A 16,048-nucleotide genomic window follows, 5' to 3' on the forward strand; every position below is an offset into this window, starting at 1 on the left:
CGTGCGACCCGTTTCGCGGGCGGCTGGTCCGCCCTGGTGGCCGGTCAGCCGACCTCGACCGGGTCCAGGCGCAGGCGCTCGATCAGGTTCGCGCGGTGCATGTTGGCGACCGGGGCGACCAGGTCGGGGTGGCGCAGCAGGGCCGCTGCGCGGGCGTCGTCGGCGTCGGGCGTGGTGAGGCGGCTGAAGTCGCGGTCGACGACCTGGGCGTGCTCGCAGTCGGCGGTGGCGGCCACGGCGTCGGCGGCCAGCCGCGGGTCCGACAGCAGGCAGGCGGCCCAGCTGGCGACGACCTCGTCGACCCAGCCGCGCCAGATCCGGTCGGCGGCGGAGGGCTCCTCGTGCTCGTCGGCGCGCATGACCCGGTCGAGGCCGCCGGAGCCGCCCGGCCCGAGCATCGCCAGCAGGCCGGCGTCCAGCTCCGTCGGGTAGCGCAGCCACGCGGCGACGGTGGCCGCCTGCCGGGCCTGCGCCAGCACCCGGGCAGCCTGCGCCGGACCGCCGTCGGACGGGTATGCCCGGGTCAGCCAGTGGGTGGTGGCGGCGATCACGGGGGGCAGGCCTGCGGTCACGACTACCTCATTCGGGATGCACGAGGCCGCGCCGTTGCGGCCTGCCCCGCCGGGGCAGCGAGGATCAGCAATGCTAGCCACGACCAGGGCCAAGAACAATTCACGATCTTGATTGCGTACGCTCAGCGGGCCGCCAGGATGTGACATGTCCGATACGACGGGGTACAACTCCCTGGTGAGCCGCGATCCCGCCGCCGACCTGCTGGCCATCGCCGTGGAGCTGGAGCGCGCCGGCGAGGCCGGCTACCGCATCCGCGCCTTCCGCCGGGCCGCGGAGACCGTCGCCGCCACCGACCCCGCCGAGCTGGCCGACCGGGCCGCCCGGGGCACCCTGGCGAAGCTGCCCGGCCTGGGCGAGGTGACCGCCCGCTGCGTGGCGGAGTCACTGGCCGGGGAGGAGCCGGTCTACCTGCGCCGCCTGCTGGCCACCGCCGGCCGGCCGCTCGACGAGGCGGCCGAGGAGCTGCACAGCGCGCTGCGCGGCGACTGCCACAGCCACTCCGACTGGTCCGACGGCGCGGAGCCGATCGAGGCGATGGCCGACGCCGCCCGCGCCCTGGGCCGGGAGTACCTGGTGCTCACCGACCACTCCCCCCGCCTGACCATCGCCCGGGGGCTGACCGCGCAGCGGCTGGAGCAGCAGCTGGCCGAGGTCGAACGGCTCAACGCCGGCTACGGCGACGGCTTCCGGCTGCTGTCCGGCATCGAGGTGGACATCCTCGACGACGGCTCGCTGGACCAGGCCGACGAGCTGCTGGGCCGGCTCGACGTGGTGGTGGCCAGCGTGCACAGCAAGCTGCGCGCCCCGACCGAGGTGATGACCCCGCGGATGCTGGCGGCGGTCGCCGACCCGCACACCGACATCCTGGGCCACTGCACCGGGCGGGTGCTGCGCCGCGCGGGCGGGGGCACCGCGACCGAGACCCGGCCGGAGAGCACGTTCGACGCCGAGGCCGTGTTCGCCGCGTGCGCGGACCGCGGCGTCGCCGTGGAGATCAACTCTCGGCCGGACCGGCTCGATCCGCCCAAGCGGCTGCTGCGGCTGGCCGTCGAGGCGGGCTGCCTGTTCGCCATCGACTCCGACGCCCACTTCAGCGTGCAGCTGGACTGGCTGCGCTTCGGCTGCGAGCGCGCCGCCCGCTGCGGCGTGCCGGTGGACCGGGTGGTCAACACCTGGCCGCTGGACCGGCTGCTGGCCTGGACCCGCCGCGACCGTTCCTGAGCGGGTCAGCGGGTGCCCTCGCGGTGCTCCAGGCCGACGGCGTCGCGCAGCTCGATCATGTCCTGGGCCAGCTGTCCCTTGTCCTCGCTGTGCGCCTCCATCAGGTCGGCCAGGCCGTCGGCGATCGCGTTGAGCTTGTGCTGCACCGCCTCGTTGGCCCGAGTCTGGCTGTTCTGCAGCAGCGCCACCATGAGGAAGGTGATGATCGTGGTGGCCGTGTTGATGATCAACTGCCAGGTGTCGACCTTGCCGATGAAGAGGATCGACGGTGCCCACACCAGGATCAGCAGCACGCACAGCGCGAAGAACCACGCCTTGGACGCGAAGTTGCTGGCCGCCTCCGCGAAGCGGTCGAACATCGACATGTCCTTGCCGGACACCGATGAGGGCATGTCTTCCTTACGCCCGGTCATGGCCGGCCTCCCGTCGTCAACCACACATCCCGGTATTGCCCGCCCACACCGCTTTCCATGCCTGCGCGCCCGCCCGGTCCCCGAAGCAGCCTTGAAGTCCGGATCGAGCGCAGGGAACCGTGGGCAGCTCGCGACGGTCAGTACCGGGGAACACTGGCAAGATCCGCACATCGGAGGTACCGCGCATGCCCGACGAGCTGGAGATGCTGCCCGCGCTGGAGGAGCACGCGTACCGCCTGCTGGTGAAACTGGACCGGGCCCGGCCCGACGACCTCGCCGCGATCACGACGCTGTCCCACGCCGAGGCCGCCCGGGTGCTGCAGGCGCTGCAGGCGCGCGGCCTGGCGGCGGCCCAGCCCGGCGAGGACGCGGTGTTCCGCCCCCTGCCGCCCGACGTCGCCCTCGGCAACCACCTGCTGCGCCGGTACGAGGCGCTGGAGCGGGCCCGGCAGCTGGTCGCCGACCTGAACGACGAGTACCGGGCCGGTGTGCGCCGCCTCGAAGCCGACCATCTCGTCGAGGTTGTCGTCGGCGGCGGGGCGCTGCGGGAACGGCTGCGCCAGCTGCAGGACGGGGCCCGCCAGGAGATGCTGTGGTTCTGCCGGTCCAACCCCGTCGCGCTGCCCAGCGGCGAGAACACCGCCGAGCTGGACGCGCTGCGCCGCGGCGTGCGCTACCAGGTGATCTACGACCGCGAGTTCCTGCAGTCGCCCGGCGTGCTCGACAACGCGCAGGCCGCGATGCGCCTCGGGCAGCAGGCCCGCACCCTGCCCAGCCTGCCGATCCGGATCGCGATCGCCGACCGGGCCACCGCGATCTGCCCGCTGGTCCGCGAGACGGGCGGCGGCGAGCCCACCGCCGCCGTGATCGGCCAGAGCGAGCTGCTGACCGCCGTGCTCGCGCTGTTCGACGCGTACTGGGCGATGGCCACCCCGATCCACCCCTCGGGCGAGGCGGCCGCCGCCGACGGCCCCGACGACTCCGACCTGTACGTGCTGTCCCTGATGATCGGCGGGCTGCCCGACAAGGCCATCGCCTCCCAGCTCCGGGTCAGCCGGCGTACCGTCCAACGCCGACTCGACCGGCTGATGGCCCTGGCCGGCGTCGACACCCGCCCCGGCCTGGCGTACCACGCGGCGCGGCACGGCTGGCTCTGATCCGGAGCGCGCCGCGGAGTCGATCACCACAGCGGCCGCCCCGGGCCGGTGGTTAGTATCGGGCCATGCTGACCGCGCTGGACGTCGACCGGTTCGAAGCCGCCAGGCCGCGCCTGGCCGCCGTCGCGTACCGCATGCTCGGCTCGGCGACGGAGGCCGAGGACGCCGTGCAGGAGACGTTCCTGCGCTGGCAGGCCGCCGACGTCGAGCAGATCGAGGTCCCCGAGGCCTGGCTGACCAAGGTGCTCACCAACCTGTGCCTCAACCAGCTCACCTCCGCGCGGGCGCGCCGCGAGACGTACGTCGGCCAGTGGCTGCCCGAGCCGCTGCTCGCCGGCGACCCGATGCTCGGCCCGGCCGACACCGCCGAGCAGCGCGAATCGGTCTCCTACGCGGTCCTCACCCTGATGGAGCGCCTGTCGCCCAACGAGCGCGCCGTGTACGTGCTGCGCGAGGCGTTCGACTACCCGCACCGGGAGATCGCCGAGATCCTCGACCTCAGCGAGGCCGCCAGCCAGCAGATCTTCCACCGGGCGAAGAAGCACGTCGCGGACGGCAAGGCCCGCACCGAGATCGACGAGGCCGCCGCCCGGCGCATCGTCGAGGAGTTCCTGGCCGCAGCCACCAGCGGCCGGACCGAGCCGCTGGTGCGGCTGCTCACCGCCGACGCGATCGCGATCGGCGACGGCGGCGGCAAGGTCCCGGCCCGCGCCAGGGCGTTCGAGGGCGCGGTCGCGGTCGCGAAGTTCCTGTGGGGCCTGTTCCGGCCCGCCGAGGCCAAGCGCGCCATCATCGGCGGGTCGCCGGAGATCTACGCGACGACCGCCAACGGCGACCCCGCCGTGGTGGCCGTCGTGGACGGCCGGGTCGTCGGCGTCATGTGCCTGGAAGTCACCGCCGAGGGCATCGCCGCGTCCCGCAACCAGGTCAACCCCGACAAGCTCGCCCGCGCCACCGCGCGCTGGGCCGCCGAGGACCACGGAAAACCCCTGTTCACCGCGTTCTGACCGCCGTGTGAGCTGCTTCACAGCCGTACCTGTCAGGAAACGGCGGGCTGCCCGGTTCAAGAGGCGAACCCGCGAAGACAGGAGCAAGGACATGCAGCACCGCATCGTCGTCCTCGGAGCCGGATACACCGGCGCCATCGCCGCCGGCCGTCTCGCCAAGCGGCTGCACCGTGACGACGTCACCATCACCCTCGTCAACGCCGAGCCCGACTTCGTCGAGCGCGTCCGCATGCACCAGCTGGCCGCCGGCCAGGACCTCAAGCCCCGGCCGTTCCGCGAGATGTTCGCCGGCACCGGCGTCGAGCTGCGGCTCGCGAAGGTCACCGGCGTGGACGTCGACCGAAAGACCGTCGCCGTCTCCGACGGCGGCGAACTCGCCTACGACACCCTCGTCTACGCCCTCGGCAGCGGCTGGAACACCCAGGGCGTGCCGGGGACGGCCGAGCACGCGTACGAGATCGCGAGCCGCCCCGGCGCGCTGCGGCTGCGCGAGCGCCTCGCCCGCCTCGACGCCGGGCAGGCCGTGGTCGTGGTCGGCGGCGGCCTGACCGGCCTGGAGGCCGCGACCGAGATCGCCGAAACCCGGCCCGACCTCCAGGTGGCCCTGGCCGCCCGCGGCGGCCTCGGCGACTGGCTCTCGCCCAAGGGCCGTGAGCACCTGTGGAAGGTCGCCGGCAAGCTCGGTATCACCGTGTACGAGGACGCCGCCGTCACCCGCGTCGACGCCGACCGGGTCGCCCTCGCCGACGGCCGGACCGTCCCGGCCGCGGTGACCGTGTGGACCACCGGTTTCGCGGTCCACCCGATCGCGCAGGCGACGGCTCTGGAGGTCACCGGCACCGGCCAGATCGTGGTCGACGGGACCATGCGCTCGGTCTCGCACCCGGACGTGTACGCCGTCGGCGACGCGGCGATGGCGATCGGTGCCGGGGACAAGCCGCTGCGCATGTCGTGCGCCTCGGGCACCCCGATGGCATGGCAGGCCGCCGACGCGATCGCGGCCCGCCTGACCGGCGGCGAGCTGCCGACCGCGCACCTGCGCTACTTCAACCAGTGCATCTCGCTGGGCCGCAGGGAGGGTCTGATCCAGTACGTCACCGCCGACGACGTCGCCAAGCCGGCGGTCCTGACCGGACGGCTCGCCGCCGCGTACAAGGAAGTGATCTGCAAGGGCGCCGCCTGGGGCGTGGCCAACCCGACGCTCGGCTTGCCGGTCCGCCGCCACCGCACCGTACGGGAAACGGTGGGCTCGGTCGTCGAAGCGACGGCATGACGGATGAACGGATGGGCGTCCTCCCGCTCGGAGGACGCCCATCCTTGTCCCGCTAGCGCAGGTCGTACGCCCGGACGACGGTCTGGGTGACCGTGTTGCCCGCGCCGTCGGTGGCCCGGGTGCGCAGCGAGACGCTGCCCGACCCGGCCGGGATGTGCGCGGTGTACGCGTCGCCGCGTCCCGTCACCCGCACCGCCCGCCAGCTCTTGCCTTCGTCGAACGACACTTCGACGACGAGCGTCGTGTGCCGCGGCGTGGGCAGACCCGCCTGGTGGCGCAGTCCGAGCCCGACCGTGTGCGCCCGCCCGGCGACCGAGCCGTTCAGGTCGGCCGGCACCCGGTAGTCGACCTGCAGCAGCGGCAGCGCCCGTGCCTTGTCCGCGGTCCCGGACCGGAACTCCCACACCGTGTCGGTACGGGTCGCCCTCGCCCACTCCGGCGAGGTCCGCGCGGTGGTCAGCTGCAGCCGGTACCCGGCCGCGCCTGCCGCCACCTCCACGTCGGCCATCGCGCTGGGCAGCTCCGCGACCAGCGTCCCGTCACGCCACAGCATGGCCGCGACCTCGTCGCCCTCGCGGAAGCCGGCGTGGCCGGCGGCGTCGACGAACTCGGGCACCCGCAGCGACAGCACGTCACCGAGGCGGGTGGACAGCAGCCCGCTCGCTGCGGCGGGACGGACCACCGGCCCGAACCAGGTCTCCCGAATCTTGCCGGGGCGGTAGCTGCGCGGCTGCTCGGTGATACCGCCGGCCAGCGGTCCCCAGCCGCCCCACGGGTACTCCTGGTGCACCCGGTGCTGCCACATCGAGTCCCCGGCCGACACCCACTCCTCGCGCGTCGACGGCGTCGCCACGAAGCGGGTGGTGTCGTTCCACGAGTAGTCCTGCCACGGACGCCAGCCGAAGCGCTGCTCACGGGCCCACGGCTCGCCGCCGTTGTGCGCGTACGAGGTGTCGATCCGCATCGAGTTCGCGGCGGTCACCCGGTGCACGATGCGCTGCGGGACGCGGCCGTGCTCGACGTGGAAGACGTCGTACAGGTACGGGCTCACCGGGGTGAGGACCAGCTCGATCGCCGCGCTGGAGCGCGCGGTGCGGGCGAGCAGCTTCTGCCCGTCGTCGTACGCGACGACCATGGCCGGGATCGGCTCCCGCTCGCCCTGCGGCTCCCACACCGTCCACGCCGACCAGTCGGCGGGGCGGACGATGATCATCGCCGCCGCGCCCGCCGCGGCCGCGGCCGCGATCTGCTCCTGCTCGGTGCGGTCGGTGGCCGTCTCGACGAGCGCGACCGCGTCGCGCACGCGCGCCGCCGCGAGCTGCTGTGCCGTGCCGGTGCCGGCGCGGACCAGCTTGAGCTTGCGCGGGCCGTCGTAGCCGGGCGACAGGTGCAGCAGGTTGATGTCGAGCGGGCCCTTCACCCCGTCGATCTGTGCCTGCACGATCGGCGCTACCAGCTGCCAGCGGGACGAGAACTCGTACGAGCCCGCGCTGACCGGCCTGGTCGGGGTCACGTTGACCTGCTGCACGGTACTGAAGTGCATGACGCCGTGGCTGATGGTGCGGCCGTTGCCGTGCACCCGGTGCACGTAGTAGCTGAGGATCGCCTGCTGTTCGGACGGCTTGGGCGTCTCGATCCGGATCGGGGTGCCCTTGCGGGCGTCGAGGACCACGGTCATGTCCCGGGTGATCTTCAGTTCCGGGTCGGTGACCAGGGTGACCTGCTCGTCCAGGGGTGCGCCGTGCTCGATGAGGCCCTGCAGCAGGTAGCTGCCCTCCTCGACCTCGACGGTGCCGCCGTCGCCGACGAGCCAGGTGAGGGTGTCGGAGCGGCTGTCCTCGCCGTGCAGCATGACGACCGGCGCGGAGCCGGGCTTGCCGGCCGGGTCGAGCGCCCGCAGGGTGACCTTGTGCCGCGGCCCGGCCAGGGTGAGGCCGACGGCGGTGCGCAGGGCGATCCCGCCGGGGCCGGTCGCCGTGATGACGCCGCTGTGCCGGCCACGGTCCAGTTTGGCCGGGTCGAGGGTGGCGGTGACGTCGGCGGTGCCGCCCGCGGGCACGGTGACCTGCCGGTCGGTGGTCAGGGCGTCGGTCTCGGCGACGGCCCGGTCGACGTTGCGCAGGTCGACGGCGAGGTCGAGGGTCACGGGCGTGCTGCCGGTGTTGGTGAACGTCAGCGTCCGGGTCGACGCCTGCGCCGCCGGCGCCACCGTGATCAGGCCGAAGTCGGCGGTGGCGGCACCGTACACGGTCTGCGCGACGGCCCGGGTCAGGTCGACCCGGCCCGCGCCCTGCTGGTACACCGTCAGCGAAGCGTTGGCGCGGGCGGTGCTGACCAGGGCGTTCTTGAGCTGCCCGGCCTTCCAGCCCGGGTGGGCCTGGGCCAGCAGCGCGGCCGCGCCCGCCACATGCGGGGTGGCCATCGAGGTGCCCGACGCGGTCGTGTGGTTCGCGTCGACGACGGTGCCCATCGACGTTCCGGCCGCGCGGGCCGCGACGATGCCGACACCCGGCGCGGTGATCTCCGGCTTGAGGCCCTCGTCGCCCAGGCGCGGGCCACGGCTGGAGAAGTCGGCCAGGTTCTCGTCCCGGTCGACGGCCCCGACGGTCAGCGCGGACGCAGCCGCGCCGGGCGAGCCGACGCTGTAGTCCGAGCCCTCGTTGCCGGCGGCGATGACGAACAGCGTGCCGCTGGACGCGGTCAGCCGGTCCACGGCCAGGCTCATCGGGTCCTGGCCGTCGGTGGCCGAGCCGCCCAGGCTCATGCTGACGACCTCGGCGCCCTGCTCGACGGCCCACTCCATCCCCGCGACGATCCAGGACTCGTAGCCGGAGCCGCCGTCGTTGAGCACCTTGCCCACCAGCAGGTTCGCGCCCGGCGCGACGCCCTTGCGGGTGCCGCCGGAGGCCGCGCCGGTGCCGCCGACGGTCGCGGCGACGTGCGTGCCGTGCCCGTGCCGGTCGACGGCGTCGGGGCTGTCGGTGAAGTTGCGGGCCTGCCCGATGCGCCCGGCCAGGTCGGGGTGGTTCGCGTCGACGCCGGTGTCCAGGATCGCCACGTCGACGCCCTTGCCGTCGAACCCGGCGGCCCAGGCGTCGGGCGCGCCGATCTGCGCGACACTGCGGTCCAGGGCCGCCGCCACGCGGCCGTCGAGCCAGATCCGCTCGATGCCGCCGCCGAGGCGCCCGCCCTGCGCGGCGCGGGCCCGCACGCCGCCCGCCGAGGACGCGGCGGCCGCCGTGTCCGCCGCGGTCGGGGCGGCGGGCGCGGTGGCCCGCCAGAACCCGGCGAGGTTGTCACGGCTCGCGGTCAGCGCCGCTCCGCCGATGCTCGGCAGGTCACGCACGCCGGTGACACCGGCCGTACGCATGGCGTTCGCGCCGCCGTCGGCGTACCGCACGATCAGCGGCAGACCGGTCGCGGTCGCGTCGCCGTACCCGGCGGCGAGCAGCTCCTCGACGTCGAACAGGTCCGCGTCGACCGCGCCCGAGGACACGTAAGGGACCACATCGGAGGGCAGCACCCGCAGGCCGCCGTCGACCTCCAGGGTGTGGAACGTGATGCGTTCCCGCCCGGGGGCGGGGCGCACCGCGGCGGTGTGCCGGCCCGCGCCGGCGTCGCTCACGGTGACGACGTCACCGGTGATCAGCGTGACCGTCTGGCCGGCCGTCGGGGTCGCCGCGGTCCGGTCCGGCGTGGCCGGCGCGGCGGCAGCGGTCTGCTGCGCCGTGCCGAGCACGGTGAAGGTGAGTACGGCCGCCATACCGCCGGCGGCGGTGGCGCGGCCCAGGGGTGACCACATCGTGTGCAGCTCCTCACGATCATCGCCGCTGTCCACGGCGAAGGTGATCGGATTCTGCTGCGGCGACGTGTCCAAGGTCACTAGAGCGGGTGCTGCGCAAAGGCGACATGTCACCAGGTGGACAACCGGGCTTCACCGCCCGGCCACGACCTGGCAGCCCGGCCGCGTGGTGCGGCCGGGCCGGCCCGCACCGGCTCTTGCCGCGGGCCGTGGTGTCAGCGCGGCGCGAGGGCCGCCAGCTGCGCCAGGATCGACGGGTCGGTGATCTTCTCGTCCTCGGCGAGCAGCAGCACCTTGCTGAGCACGACGCTCGTCATCGGATCGTCGTCGGCGAACGGCAGGAACAGCCGCCGGTGCGGCTTGCGGCCGAACCCGTCCGGGACCACGCACAGGTAGCCACCCGGCTCGACGTGGATGCTGCCGCTGGTCAGGTGCACCCGGTACACGGCACGCGAACCGTGCACGACGGCGGCCGTGCCCTCGACGGCGACCCGGCGCAGGCCCAGGTCCTCGATGAGCGCGGTCAGCACCTCGGCCCGGCTCTGCGCCCGCGACGGCGAGTCCAGCCGCGCCGGATCGGTGCCCGCTACCGACACGACCAGGTCGAGGTCACGCATGACCTCGGAGAACACGGTCGGCGCCACGTCGGCCAGCGGCACGCGCTCGCGTCCGGACAGGAAGCACAGCTCGCCGATCTCCACGTCGCCCATGCCGAAGTATCCGTGGAAGTCGCAGCGCAGGGCCGCCGTCAGATTCCCCGCCGGGCGGGTGGCCTGGTGCTCGGCGTATTCGCCGTGGGTGCGCCAGCCGCGGCCGGACAGCAGCTGCCCGGCGACCCGGCCGGTCACGGTGTGGGCGGCGAAGCGCCGGGAGACGTCGACGGCTTCGCGTTCGGCGGGCGTGAGCACGTACAGCTCGCGGAACGCCTGCTTGACGGGCTGGCGCAGGCGGCGGCGCACGATCTCGGCCTGCCAGTGCCCGAGCCGCCCGGACTCGTACAGGTCGAACGGGTGCGCGGCGGTGACCGGGCCGGCCGTGTCGACGTCGGCGAGCAGCCCGACCTCACCGGTGCGGTCGCGCCACAGCAGCGCGGGCAGCATCGCCGCGCCCGCGGGCAGTTTCAGCAGCCCGGCCAGCTCCTGCGGGCCGACCGGCGCGCCGGTCGCGACGAGCCGTTCGATGACGCCGGTGCGCAGCCTCCTGGCCTGGTCGCGCAGCAGGTCCTGGTGTTCGCGGCTCGCCGCGTGGCGGGCGTCGGCGCGTACCGCCGCGGGCACGCTCTTCAAGACCTTGCCGCCGCTGGTCACGGTGATGACCGGGTCGGGTCCGTCCATGACCACCGCGACCGTGTAGTCGCCGCACGTCCACGGCGGCGGGGTGTCGTCGGCGAGCCGGATCTCGCACTCGGTCTCCAGGCGGCTCGCGTCGGGCAGGCCCGCGACCTGCGCCAGGTGCTCCAGCGCGACCTCGATCGCGGCGGCGTGGCTGTGCCGCCGGTTCGGGCCGAGCTTCGGCCCGCGCTTGGCGACCTCCCGCAACGCCGTGTACCGGTCGAGCACCGTCTCGCCGTCGGCGAGCGGCAGCATGCCGTACGCGGCGATGCCCGCCAGGGCGTTGTTCTTCACGCGCTTGAGCACCGCCGCGCGGTTGCGCCCCAGGACCGCGCTGACCAGCTCGCACGGCGTCTGCGCCAGCAGCCGTTCAATCGTCTCCGGTCCGGCCGCCTCGGCCGCCGCCAGGATCAGCTCGCGGTCGTGGCGGACCACGGCTCCCGCCTCGATCCGGTCCACCAGCCGCAGCAGCGCCGACGCCGGTTCCAGCCCGAGCACCGGCAGCAGCCCCTCGGCGTCACCGGCTTCCCGGCGCAGGTGGAACGCGCGCAGCCGGACCTCCAGCGGGCACTGCCGCAGGTGCGCGACCAGCTCCGCCAGCTCGGCCCCGGTCAGCTCCGCCGCGCCCAGCCGCCGCCCGGTGCGCTCCTCCCCCGCCCAGTCCAGCGCCCGCAGCACGAACCGCAGCCCGCGCGGCACGACCACCTGCGGCAGCTCGTCGTCGGGCACCCCGGCCGAGGTCAGCCGCCACAGCATCTCCTCGACGTACGGCCGCACCGCGTCGGCGCACGCCGCGGGCGGCGGTGGCGGCCCACCCGCCGGATCCCGGCCCACGATCGTGTTGCCGAGCCAGCGGTCCACGGTGAACGCGTGCTCGACCAGCTCCGCGTCGAGCGCGTCCCGGGCGTGCAGGGCGTCGAGCACCCTGGTCACGGCGGGCCGGGTCAGCCGCCCCAGCGGCGTCAGCACCAGCGTCCGCATCGCGCCCACGGCACCGGACGCGATGACCCGGTCGGCCACCTCGTCCAGCGGCGGCGTCCCCCAGGCCGGGGCGCCCAGCAGTGCGCGCAGCGCCGCGTCGCGGGTCGCCGTCGCCCACGGCACGTCCAGCACGGTGCACACGTCCGCGTCCGGGGCGAGCGGGAAGGCCTCGTCGTAGGCGTCGCTCAGCGCCCGGTCGATCTCCGGGATGCGCCGCTCCAGGTTGCCGCCGATCCGGTCGTCGCCGCGCCGGCACTGCTCGCGGATCACCGGTCCCAGCTCACGCAGCAGCGCCAGGTCACCGTCCTTGACCGCGGCACGCACCTGCTCGACGCGCTGCCACAGTCCGTCGCGCTCCTGCTCGAACGCCGCCACGTGCACGTCGGGGATCGGGTGGTCCATGTCAGCCGCCGACCAGTGCGGTGAGCCGCACGAACACGACCGGCTCGCCGAGCCGCAGCACGATCTCCTCGTCCAGCAGGTCCAGCTGCCGCCCGCCGACGAACAGCGCGAACGTGCCGCGCTCGAACGCCCGCCAGGCGCGGGCCACCTCGGCCTCGACGTCGGGCGCGGCCGCCTGCCGGTCGGGCATCCGGATGACCCCGGTGCCGGCCTGGGCCCGGATGTCCTCGTCGGTCAGGTACTGCCGGTCGAGCAGGGCGCGGCACCGCGTGCTGTCGGCCTGCCAGGCGCGCACCTGCTCGGCGACGGCGGCCCGGATCAGCTCGCCCACCGTCGTCTGTTCCCGTGCCAGCTCCACCAGCACATCGGGCAGGCGGTCCCCGCCGGGAACCCTGCTGCGCACCTCGACCCGCACCACGCGCCTCCTCACCTAGGACGGCCCCGACCCTAACCGCGCCGTCCGACAACAACGGATCACTCCGAAACGGACTTAACGACCTCGGGGCGGTGATGGCGGTCACCGCGGGTAGGCATACCTAGACCGGCCTAGGCATGGCTCTAGGTAGGTCGCGGCCAGGCAAGATACGCCGTCGCTGCGGATGGGGCGAGGGTCCGGCGGGAGGAGTATCTACCTCGTCAGCAAGACAGAGAGTCAAGGACTGAGGAGTCTGCGATGTTTGGATCGCCCGAGATGTACTTCGATCTCGCGAAGTTGCATCACCGAGAGCTCATCGACGAGGCCGCGAAGGAGCGGGTAGCCAACAGGGTGCACCGCCACGGCCGCAAGCGCCGCCAGGCGCGCGACCACACGGCACGATGAGCACGACCAGACAGGCCCGGGAGCCGCACCACGGCCCCGGGCCTGTTCGTATGCCCCGGTAGCCTCGGGCGATGCTGACGACTCCGACGTGGTGGCATGCTGAGGCATACCGGCTGATGGGCCTGCGGCCCGTGGTCGATCCGCGCCTGGCCGCGGAACTGGACGCCCTGGAAGGCCGCTCGGGCCTGCGGCTGCCCGCGGCGATCCGGGAGTGGTACTCGATCGCCGCCGCGCAGCGCTGGCTCGCCCACCGCCGGCAGAACTTCCTGGTCACCCCGGAAGAACTCGGCGAGCCGACCGACCGCGTCGACCACCTCGCTTCGGGCCGGCTCGTGACCGAGACCGACTGCCAGTACTGCTGCCACTGGATCGTCCGGATCCCGCCGCCGCCCGACGGCACAGAGCCGCTGTTCCCGATGTCCGAACCCGTGCCCCGTTTCGACGAGGACCCGCCGGTGTGGGTCATCGACCCCGACGACCCCGAGCGGTTCGAGCTGCGCTACGCCGACACCTTCTCCGCGTACGTGCTGACGTCGGTGTGGGACTCGCGCTGGTTCGACGGCGAGGTCTCCGGATTCGACCTGCCACTGCCGCCGCACGCGCTCGACCTGCTGCGGCAGCGCTACACCGAGCTGCCCACGACCTACGCCTGGGCGGGCAACCAGGACTGCGACGCGGTCTACCGCTTCGACGGCGCCGCCCGGGTCATGCTCGCCGTCAAGGGCCAGGTCGCCCTGTACGTCGTGGCGGGCAGCAGGGACCCCCGGCACGAGGCGGAACTCCGGTCGCTCTTCGGCCTGTGACACGCGTCCGATAGGAGCGCGAACGCGTCCGGCCGACGCGAGCCTGCCGGCCGCCACGCGGCGAGGATCGAATCCAGCCGCGGCAGCCGCCGCCGTACTCCCGGAGGTTCTCCATGTTCATCGCGATCGTCGATTTCCGCACCGCCCCCGCCGACCGCGCCACCGCCCTCGCCCAGCTCGACGCCGAAAGCGAGCGGGTCCGCGCCATGCCCGGCAACGTCGCCTTCCGGGTCTACGCCTCCCGCGCCGACGAGTCCGCGATCGCCATCGTGCACGAGTGGGCCGACGAGCAGTCCTTCGCCGGATACCAGTCGTCGGACTCGTTCACCCGCTCCGGCGAGGTGCTGCGCCCGATGATGATCGCTCCGCCGGTGAGCCGCCGCTTCCGCGCCGACCTGCTGGAGACGGTCGGCTGACGCCGGGCGCCTACGATGGGTCCGTGCGAGGCCGCCGATGACCTGTGAGGCGTACAGCTTCGTCCGCACCTTCCCCGCAGAACCCGCCCGGGAACTGCGCGTGGACCGCCACTACCTGCTCTGCGCCTCCGCCGGAGTGCTCCGGCTGGAGGCGCAGGGCCAGGCGTGGCTGCTGCCCCCGGCACGGGCCGCCCTGATCGAGGCCGGCCGGCCGATCCTGGTCAGCATCCCGCAACCGGTCACCACCGCCTCGGTGCTGTTCGACACCGGTTTCACGGCCGCCCCGCCCGCGCCGCTGACCGTGTTCGACCTCAACCCGCTGGCCCGCGCACTCGTCGACGAATGCGGCGCCTGGGGGCAGAGCGACGAACCCCTTCCCGCGTACGCCCGGACGCTGTTCGCCGCGCTCGCCGCCGTGACCTGGCGGCTCGCCGAGCAGCCGAGCCCGGTCGTCGTCCCCGCGGGACGGTCACCGGAACTGCGCCGGGCCCTGGCCTCGACCGAGCGGCAGCTCGGCGGGGAGGTCAGCTTCGAGGACGTCGCCGCCGAGGTCGGGCTCGCGCCGCGCTCGCTGGCCCGGCGCTTCGCCGAGGAGACCGGCCTGACCTGGCGCGCGGTCCTGCGGCGGATGCGGGTGCTGCGGGCGATCGAGGAACTCGCCGCGGGCGACGCACCGGTGACCCGGATCGCGCACACGGTCGGCTACACCTCGCTGTCGGCGTTCAACGCCGCGTTCCTGGACCTCACCGGCCGCACCCCCACGGAGTACCGGGCCAGTTTCCGCCCCTGATCACACCGTCGCGTCACGCCTCGGCATTCAGGCCCGCGAGGATCGCCCGCGCGTCCGGGGACGATCCAGCGCACGGCATGCACATCCATAAATCACGTCGGGTCGCCCTTCTCACCCGGTACGGGAGGATGAGTGCAGTGGATCCCGCACCAGGCCCGGTGATCGAAGAAGCGCAGGCCGTCGACCACCGTGCCGGACTCGATCTCCGGCAGCGTCCAGGGATGGGCGGAGTAGTCGTCGACCGCCACGCCGCCCCGTTCGAGCAGCATCGCCACCGCGTACCCGACCTCCGCGGCGCCGTCGATCCGACCGGAGACGTCGATCTGCAGCCCCCAGCCGGGCAGGCTGCCGACGGCGGCTTCCACCAGCGCCACGTCGTCAGGGCCCCGGTCCCAGAAGATGCCGCCGAAGTCGCGGCCGGTGACGAAACCGATCCAGAGCTTGCCCTCCAACACCCAGTCATCGCCACCACGTAGTAGGTGCCGGTCGAGCGTCGCGACAGTCTCGGCCCGCTCGCCCGCCGGAAACACGAACACGCTGCGCATGCGTGCAGCGTAGGCGGCACAACACCCCGGCTCCACCGGTTTCGAACCGATGAGGCCGCCGGTGACCGCGGTCACGGTGCGTAGGCATACCTAGATCCACCCAGGCACGCCTCTAGGTAGGGCACGGCCAGGCAAGATACGCCGTCGCTGCGGATGGAACGGGGCTGTCGTCGGAGGAGTATTCATCTCGTCAGAAAGACACAGAGTCAAGGACTGAGGAGTCTGCGATGTTCGGAACACCCGAGATGTACTTCGACCTGGCGAAGCAGCATCACCGAGAGCTCATAGACGAGGCCGCGAAGGAGCGGATGGCCAACCGGCTGCACCGCCACGGCCGCAAGCGCCGCCAGGCGCGCGACCACACGGCTCGATGAGCATCGAGGAACAGGCCCGGGATCCGGAAACGGACCCGGGCCTGTTCGTATGCGCGGGCTCTGGATCTTTGCGGTTCATATGGATCACGCGTTATGTTTGCCCGCGACGTATGGCCAATGTGGAGCCATCGCTTCGGGTG

At 73.3% G+C, this 16,048-nt stretch carries 15 protein-coding genes; 9 read left to right on the forward strand and 6 right to left on the reverse strand.

Annotated elements, in window-relative coordinates; all coding sequences use genetic code 11:
• Positions 1-44: 44 nt before the first annotated feature.
• Positions 45-572: a hypothetical protein gene (locus tag Cco03nite_RS04390; RefSeq protein ID WP_203688749.1), complete on the reverse strand. Its 528-nt coding sequence runs from the start codon at positions 570-572 to the stop codon at positions 45-47.
• A 172-nt stretch (positions 573-744) separates the two neighbouring features.
• Here Cco03nite_RS04390 and Cco03nite_RS04395 point away from each other — a divergent pair, with 172 nt between their 5' ends.
• Complete coding sequence (locus Cco03nite_RS04395; RefSeq protein WP_203688804.1) at positions 745-1,794, forward strand: PHP domain-containing protein; 1,050 nt, start codon at positions 745-747, stop codon at positions 1,792-1,794.
• Positions 1,795-1,799: 5 nt separating this feature from the next.
• Here the strand turns inward: Cco03nite_RS04395 and Cco03nite_RS04400 are convergent, their stop codons facing one another.
• Positions 1,800-2,207, reverse strand: coding sequence for a low affinity iron permease family protein (locus Cco03nite_RS04400; protein WP_239167100.1), 408 nt, complete (start codon positions 2,205-2,207; stop codon positions 1,800-1,802).
• Positions 2,208-2,392: 185 nt separating this feature from the next.
• Between Cco03nite_RS04400 and Cco03nite_RS04405 the strand changes: the two genes are divergently transcribed.
• The 3 genes from Cco03nite_RS04405 (at position 2,393) to Cco03nite_RS04415 (ending at position 5,644) form a co-directional block, all read left to right on the forward strand.
• Positions 2,393-3,364, forward strand: a complete 972-nt coding sequence (locus Cco03nite_RS04405; protein ID WP_203688750.1) for a helix-turn-helix domain-containing protein — start codon at positions 2,393-2,395, stop codon at positions 3,362-3,364.
• Between the two features lie 65 nt (positions 3,365-3,429).
• Positions 3,430-4,371 (forward strand): RNA polymerase sigma-70 factor, encoded by a 942-nt coding sequence (locus tag Cco03nite_RS04410; RefSeq protein ID WP_203688751.1) that lies wholly within the window; start codon positions 3,430-3,432, stop codon positions 4,369-4,371.
• A gap of 91 nt (positions 4,372-4,462) precedes the next feature.
• Positions 4,463-5,644, forward strand: coding sequence for an NAD(P)/FAD-dependent oxidoreductase (locus Cco03nite_RS04415; RefSeq protein ID WP_203688752.1), 1,182 nt, complete (start codon positions 4,463-4,465; stop codon positions 5,642-5,644).
• A 52-nt stretch (positions 5,645-5,696) separates the two neighbouring features.
• Here the strand turns inward: Cco03nite_RS04415 and Cco03nite_RS04420 are convergent, their stop codons facing one another.
• The 3 genes from Cco03nite_RS04420 to Cco03nite_RS04430 all read right to left on the reverse strand — a co-directional run bounded on the left by Cco03nite_RS04420 (position 5,697) and on the right by Cco03nite_RS04430 (position 12,575).
• Entirely contained in the window at positions 5,697-9,527 is a 3,831-nt protein-coding gene (locus tag Cco03nite_RS04420; protein ID WP_239167101.1) for a S8 family serine peptidase, read from the reverse strand.
• A 134-nt stretch (positions 9,528-9,661) separates the two neighbouring features.
• Complete coding sequence (locus tag Cco03nite_RS04425) at positions 9,662-12,160, reverse strand: DUF4132 domain-containing protein (protein WP_203688753.1); 2,499 nt, start codon at positions 12,158-12,160, stop codon at positions 9,662-9,664.
• Between the two features lies 1 nt (position 12,161).
• Positions 12,162-12,575, reverse strand: a complete 414-nt coding sequence (locus tag Cco03nite_RS04430; RefSeq protein ID WP_203688754.1) for a hypothetical protein — start codon at positions 12,573-12,575, stop codon at positions 12,162-12,164.
• Positions 12,576-12,833: 258 nt separating this feature from the next.
• Between Cco03nite_RS04430 and Cco03nite_RS04435 the strand changes: the two genes are divergently transcribed.
• The 4 genes from Cco03nite_RS04435 to Cco03nite_RS04450 all read left to right on the forward strand — a co-directional run bounded on the left by Cco03nite_RS04435 (position 12,834) and on the right by Cco03nite_RS04450 (position 14,989).
• On the forward strand, positions 12,834-12,980 hold the full coding sequence (locus Cco03nite_RS04435; protein ID WP_203688755.1) for a hypothetical protein: 147 nt from the start codon (positions 12,834-12,836) through the stop codon (positions 12,978-12,980).
• Between the two features lie 71 nt (positions 12,981-13,051).
• On the forward strand, positions 13,052-13,783 hold the full coding sequence (locus tag Cco03nite_RS04440) for an SMI1/KNR4 family protein (protein ID WP_203688756.1): 732 nt from the start codon (positions 13,052-13,054) through the stop codon (positions 13,781-13,783).
• 113 nt (positions 13,784-13,896) lie between these two features.
• Positions 13,897-14,199, forward strand: a complete 303-nt coding sequence (locus Cco03nite_RS04445) for a putative quinol monooxygenase (protein ID WP_203688757.1) — start codon at positions 13,897-13,899, stop codon at positions 14,197-14,199.
• 37 nt (positions 14,200-14,236) lie between these two features.
• Complete coding sequence (locus Cco03nite_RS04450; RefSeq protein WP_203688758.1) at positions 14,237-14,989, forward strand: AraC family transcriptional regulator; 753 nt, start codon at positions 14,237-14,239, stop codon at positions 14,987-14,989.
• A 92-nt stretch (positions 14,990-15,081) separates the two neighbouring features.
• Here Cco03nite_RS04450 and Cco03nite_RS04455 read toward each other — a convergent pair whose 3' ends face one another.
• Complete coding sequence (locus Cco03nite_RS04455) at positions 15,082-15,609, reverse strand: hypothetical protein (RefSeq protein ID WP_203688759.1); 528 nt, start codon at positions 15,607-15,609, stop codon at positions 15,082-15,084.
• A gap of 152 nt (positions 15,610-15,761) precedes the next feature.
• Between Cco03nite_RS04455 and Cco03nite_RS04460 the strand changes: the two genes are divergently transcribed.
• The gene (locus Cco03nite_RS04460) at positions 15,762-15,908 is read left to right on the forward strand and encodes a hypothetical protein (protein WP_203688760.1); all 147 of its coding nucleotides are present in this window, start codon (positions 15,762-15,764) and stop codon (positions 15,906-15,908) included.
• Positions 15,909-16,048: the final 140 nt, after the last annotated feature.

It is taken from the genome of Catellatospora coxensis (assembly GCF_016862635.1).
Classification (GTDB): Bacteria; Actinomycetota; Actinomycetes; order Mycobacteriales; family Micromonosporaceae; genus Catellatospora; species Catellatospora coxensis.

What these genes read in the sequence shown, in the direction of transcription:
- Cco03nite_RS04400 (WP_239167100.1), bottom strand. Translation starts at nt 2,207, where the DNA reads ATGACCGGGCGTAAGGAAGACATGCCCTCATCGGTGTCCGGCAAGGAC.
- Cco03nite_RS04405 (WP_203688750.1), top strand. Translation starts at nt 2,393, where the DNA reads ATGCCCGACGAGCTGGAGATGCTGCCCGCGCTGGAGGAGCACGCGTAC.
- Cco03nite_RS04410 (WP_203688751.1), top strand. Translation starts at nt 3,430, where the DNA reads ATGCTGACCGCGCTGGACGTCGACCGGTTCGAAGCCGCCAGGCCGCGC.
- Cco03nite_RS04415 (WP_203688752.1), top strand. Translation starts at nt 4,463, where the DNA reads ATGCAGCACCGCATCGTCGTCCTCGGAGCCGGATACACCGGCGCCATC.
- Cco03nite_RS04425 (WP_203688753.1), bottom strand. Translation starts at nt 12,160, where the DNA reads ATGGACCACCCGATCCCCGACGTGCACGTGGCGGCGTTCGAGCAGGAG.
- Cco03nite_RS04435 (WP_203688755.1), top strand. Translation starts at nt 12,834, where the DNA reads ATGTTTGGATCGCCCGAGATGTACTTCGATCTCGCGAAGTTGCATCAC.
- Cco03nite_RS04440 (WP_203688756.1), top strand. Translation starts at nt 13,052, where the DNA reads ATGCTGACGACTCCGACGTGGTGGCATGCTGAGGCATACCGGCTGATG.
- Cco03nite_RS04445 (WP_203688757.1), top strand. Translation starts at nt 13,897, where the DNA reads ATGTTCATCGCGATCGTCGATTTCCGCACCGCCCCCGCCGACCGCGCC.
- Cco03nite_RS04450 (WP_203688758.1), top strand. Translation starts at nt 14,237, where the DNA reads ATGACCTGTGAGGCGTACAGCTTCGTCCGCACCTTCCCCGCAGAACCC.
- Cco03nite_RS04460 (WP_203688760.1), top strand. Translation starts at nt 15,762, where the DNA reads ATGTTCGGAACACCCGAGATGTACTTCGACCTGGCGAAGCAGCATCAC.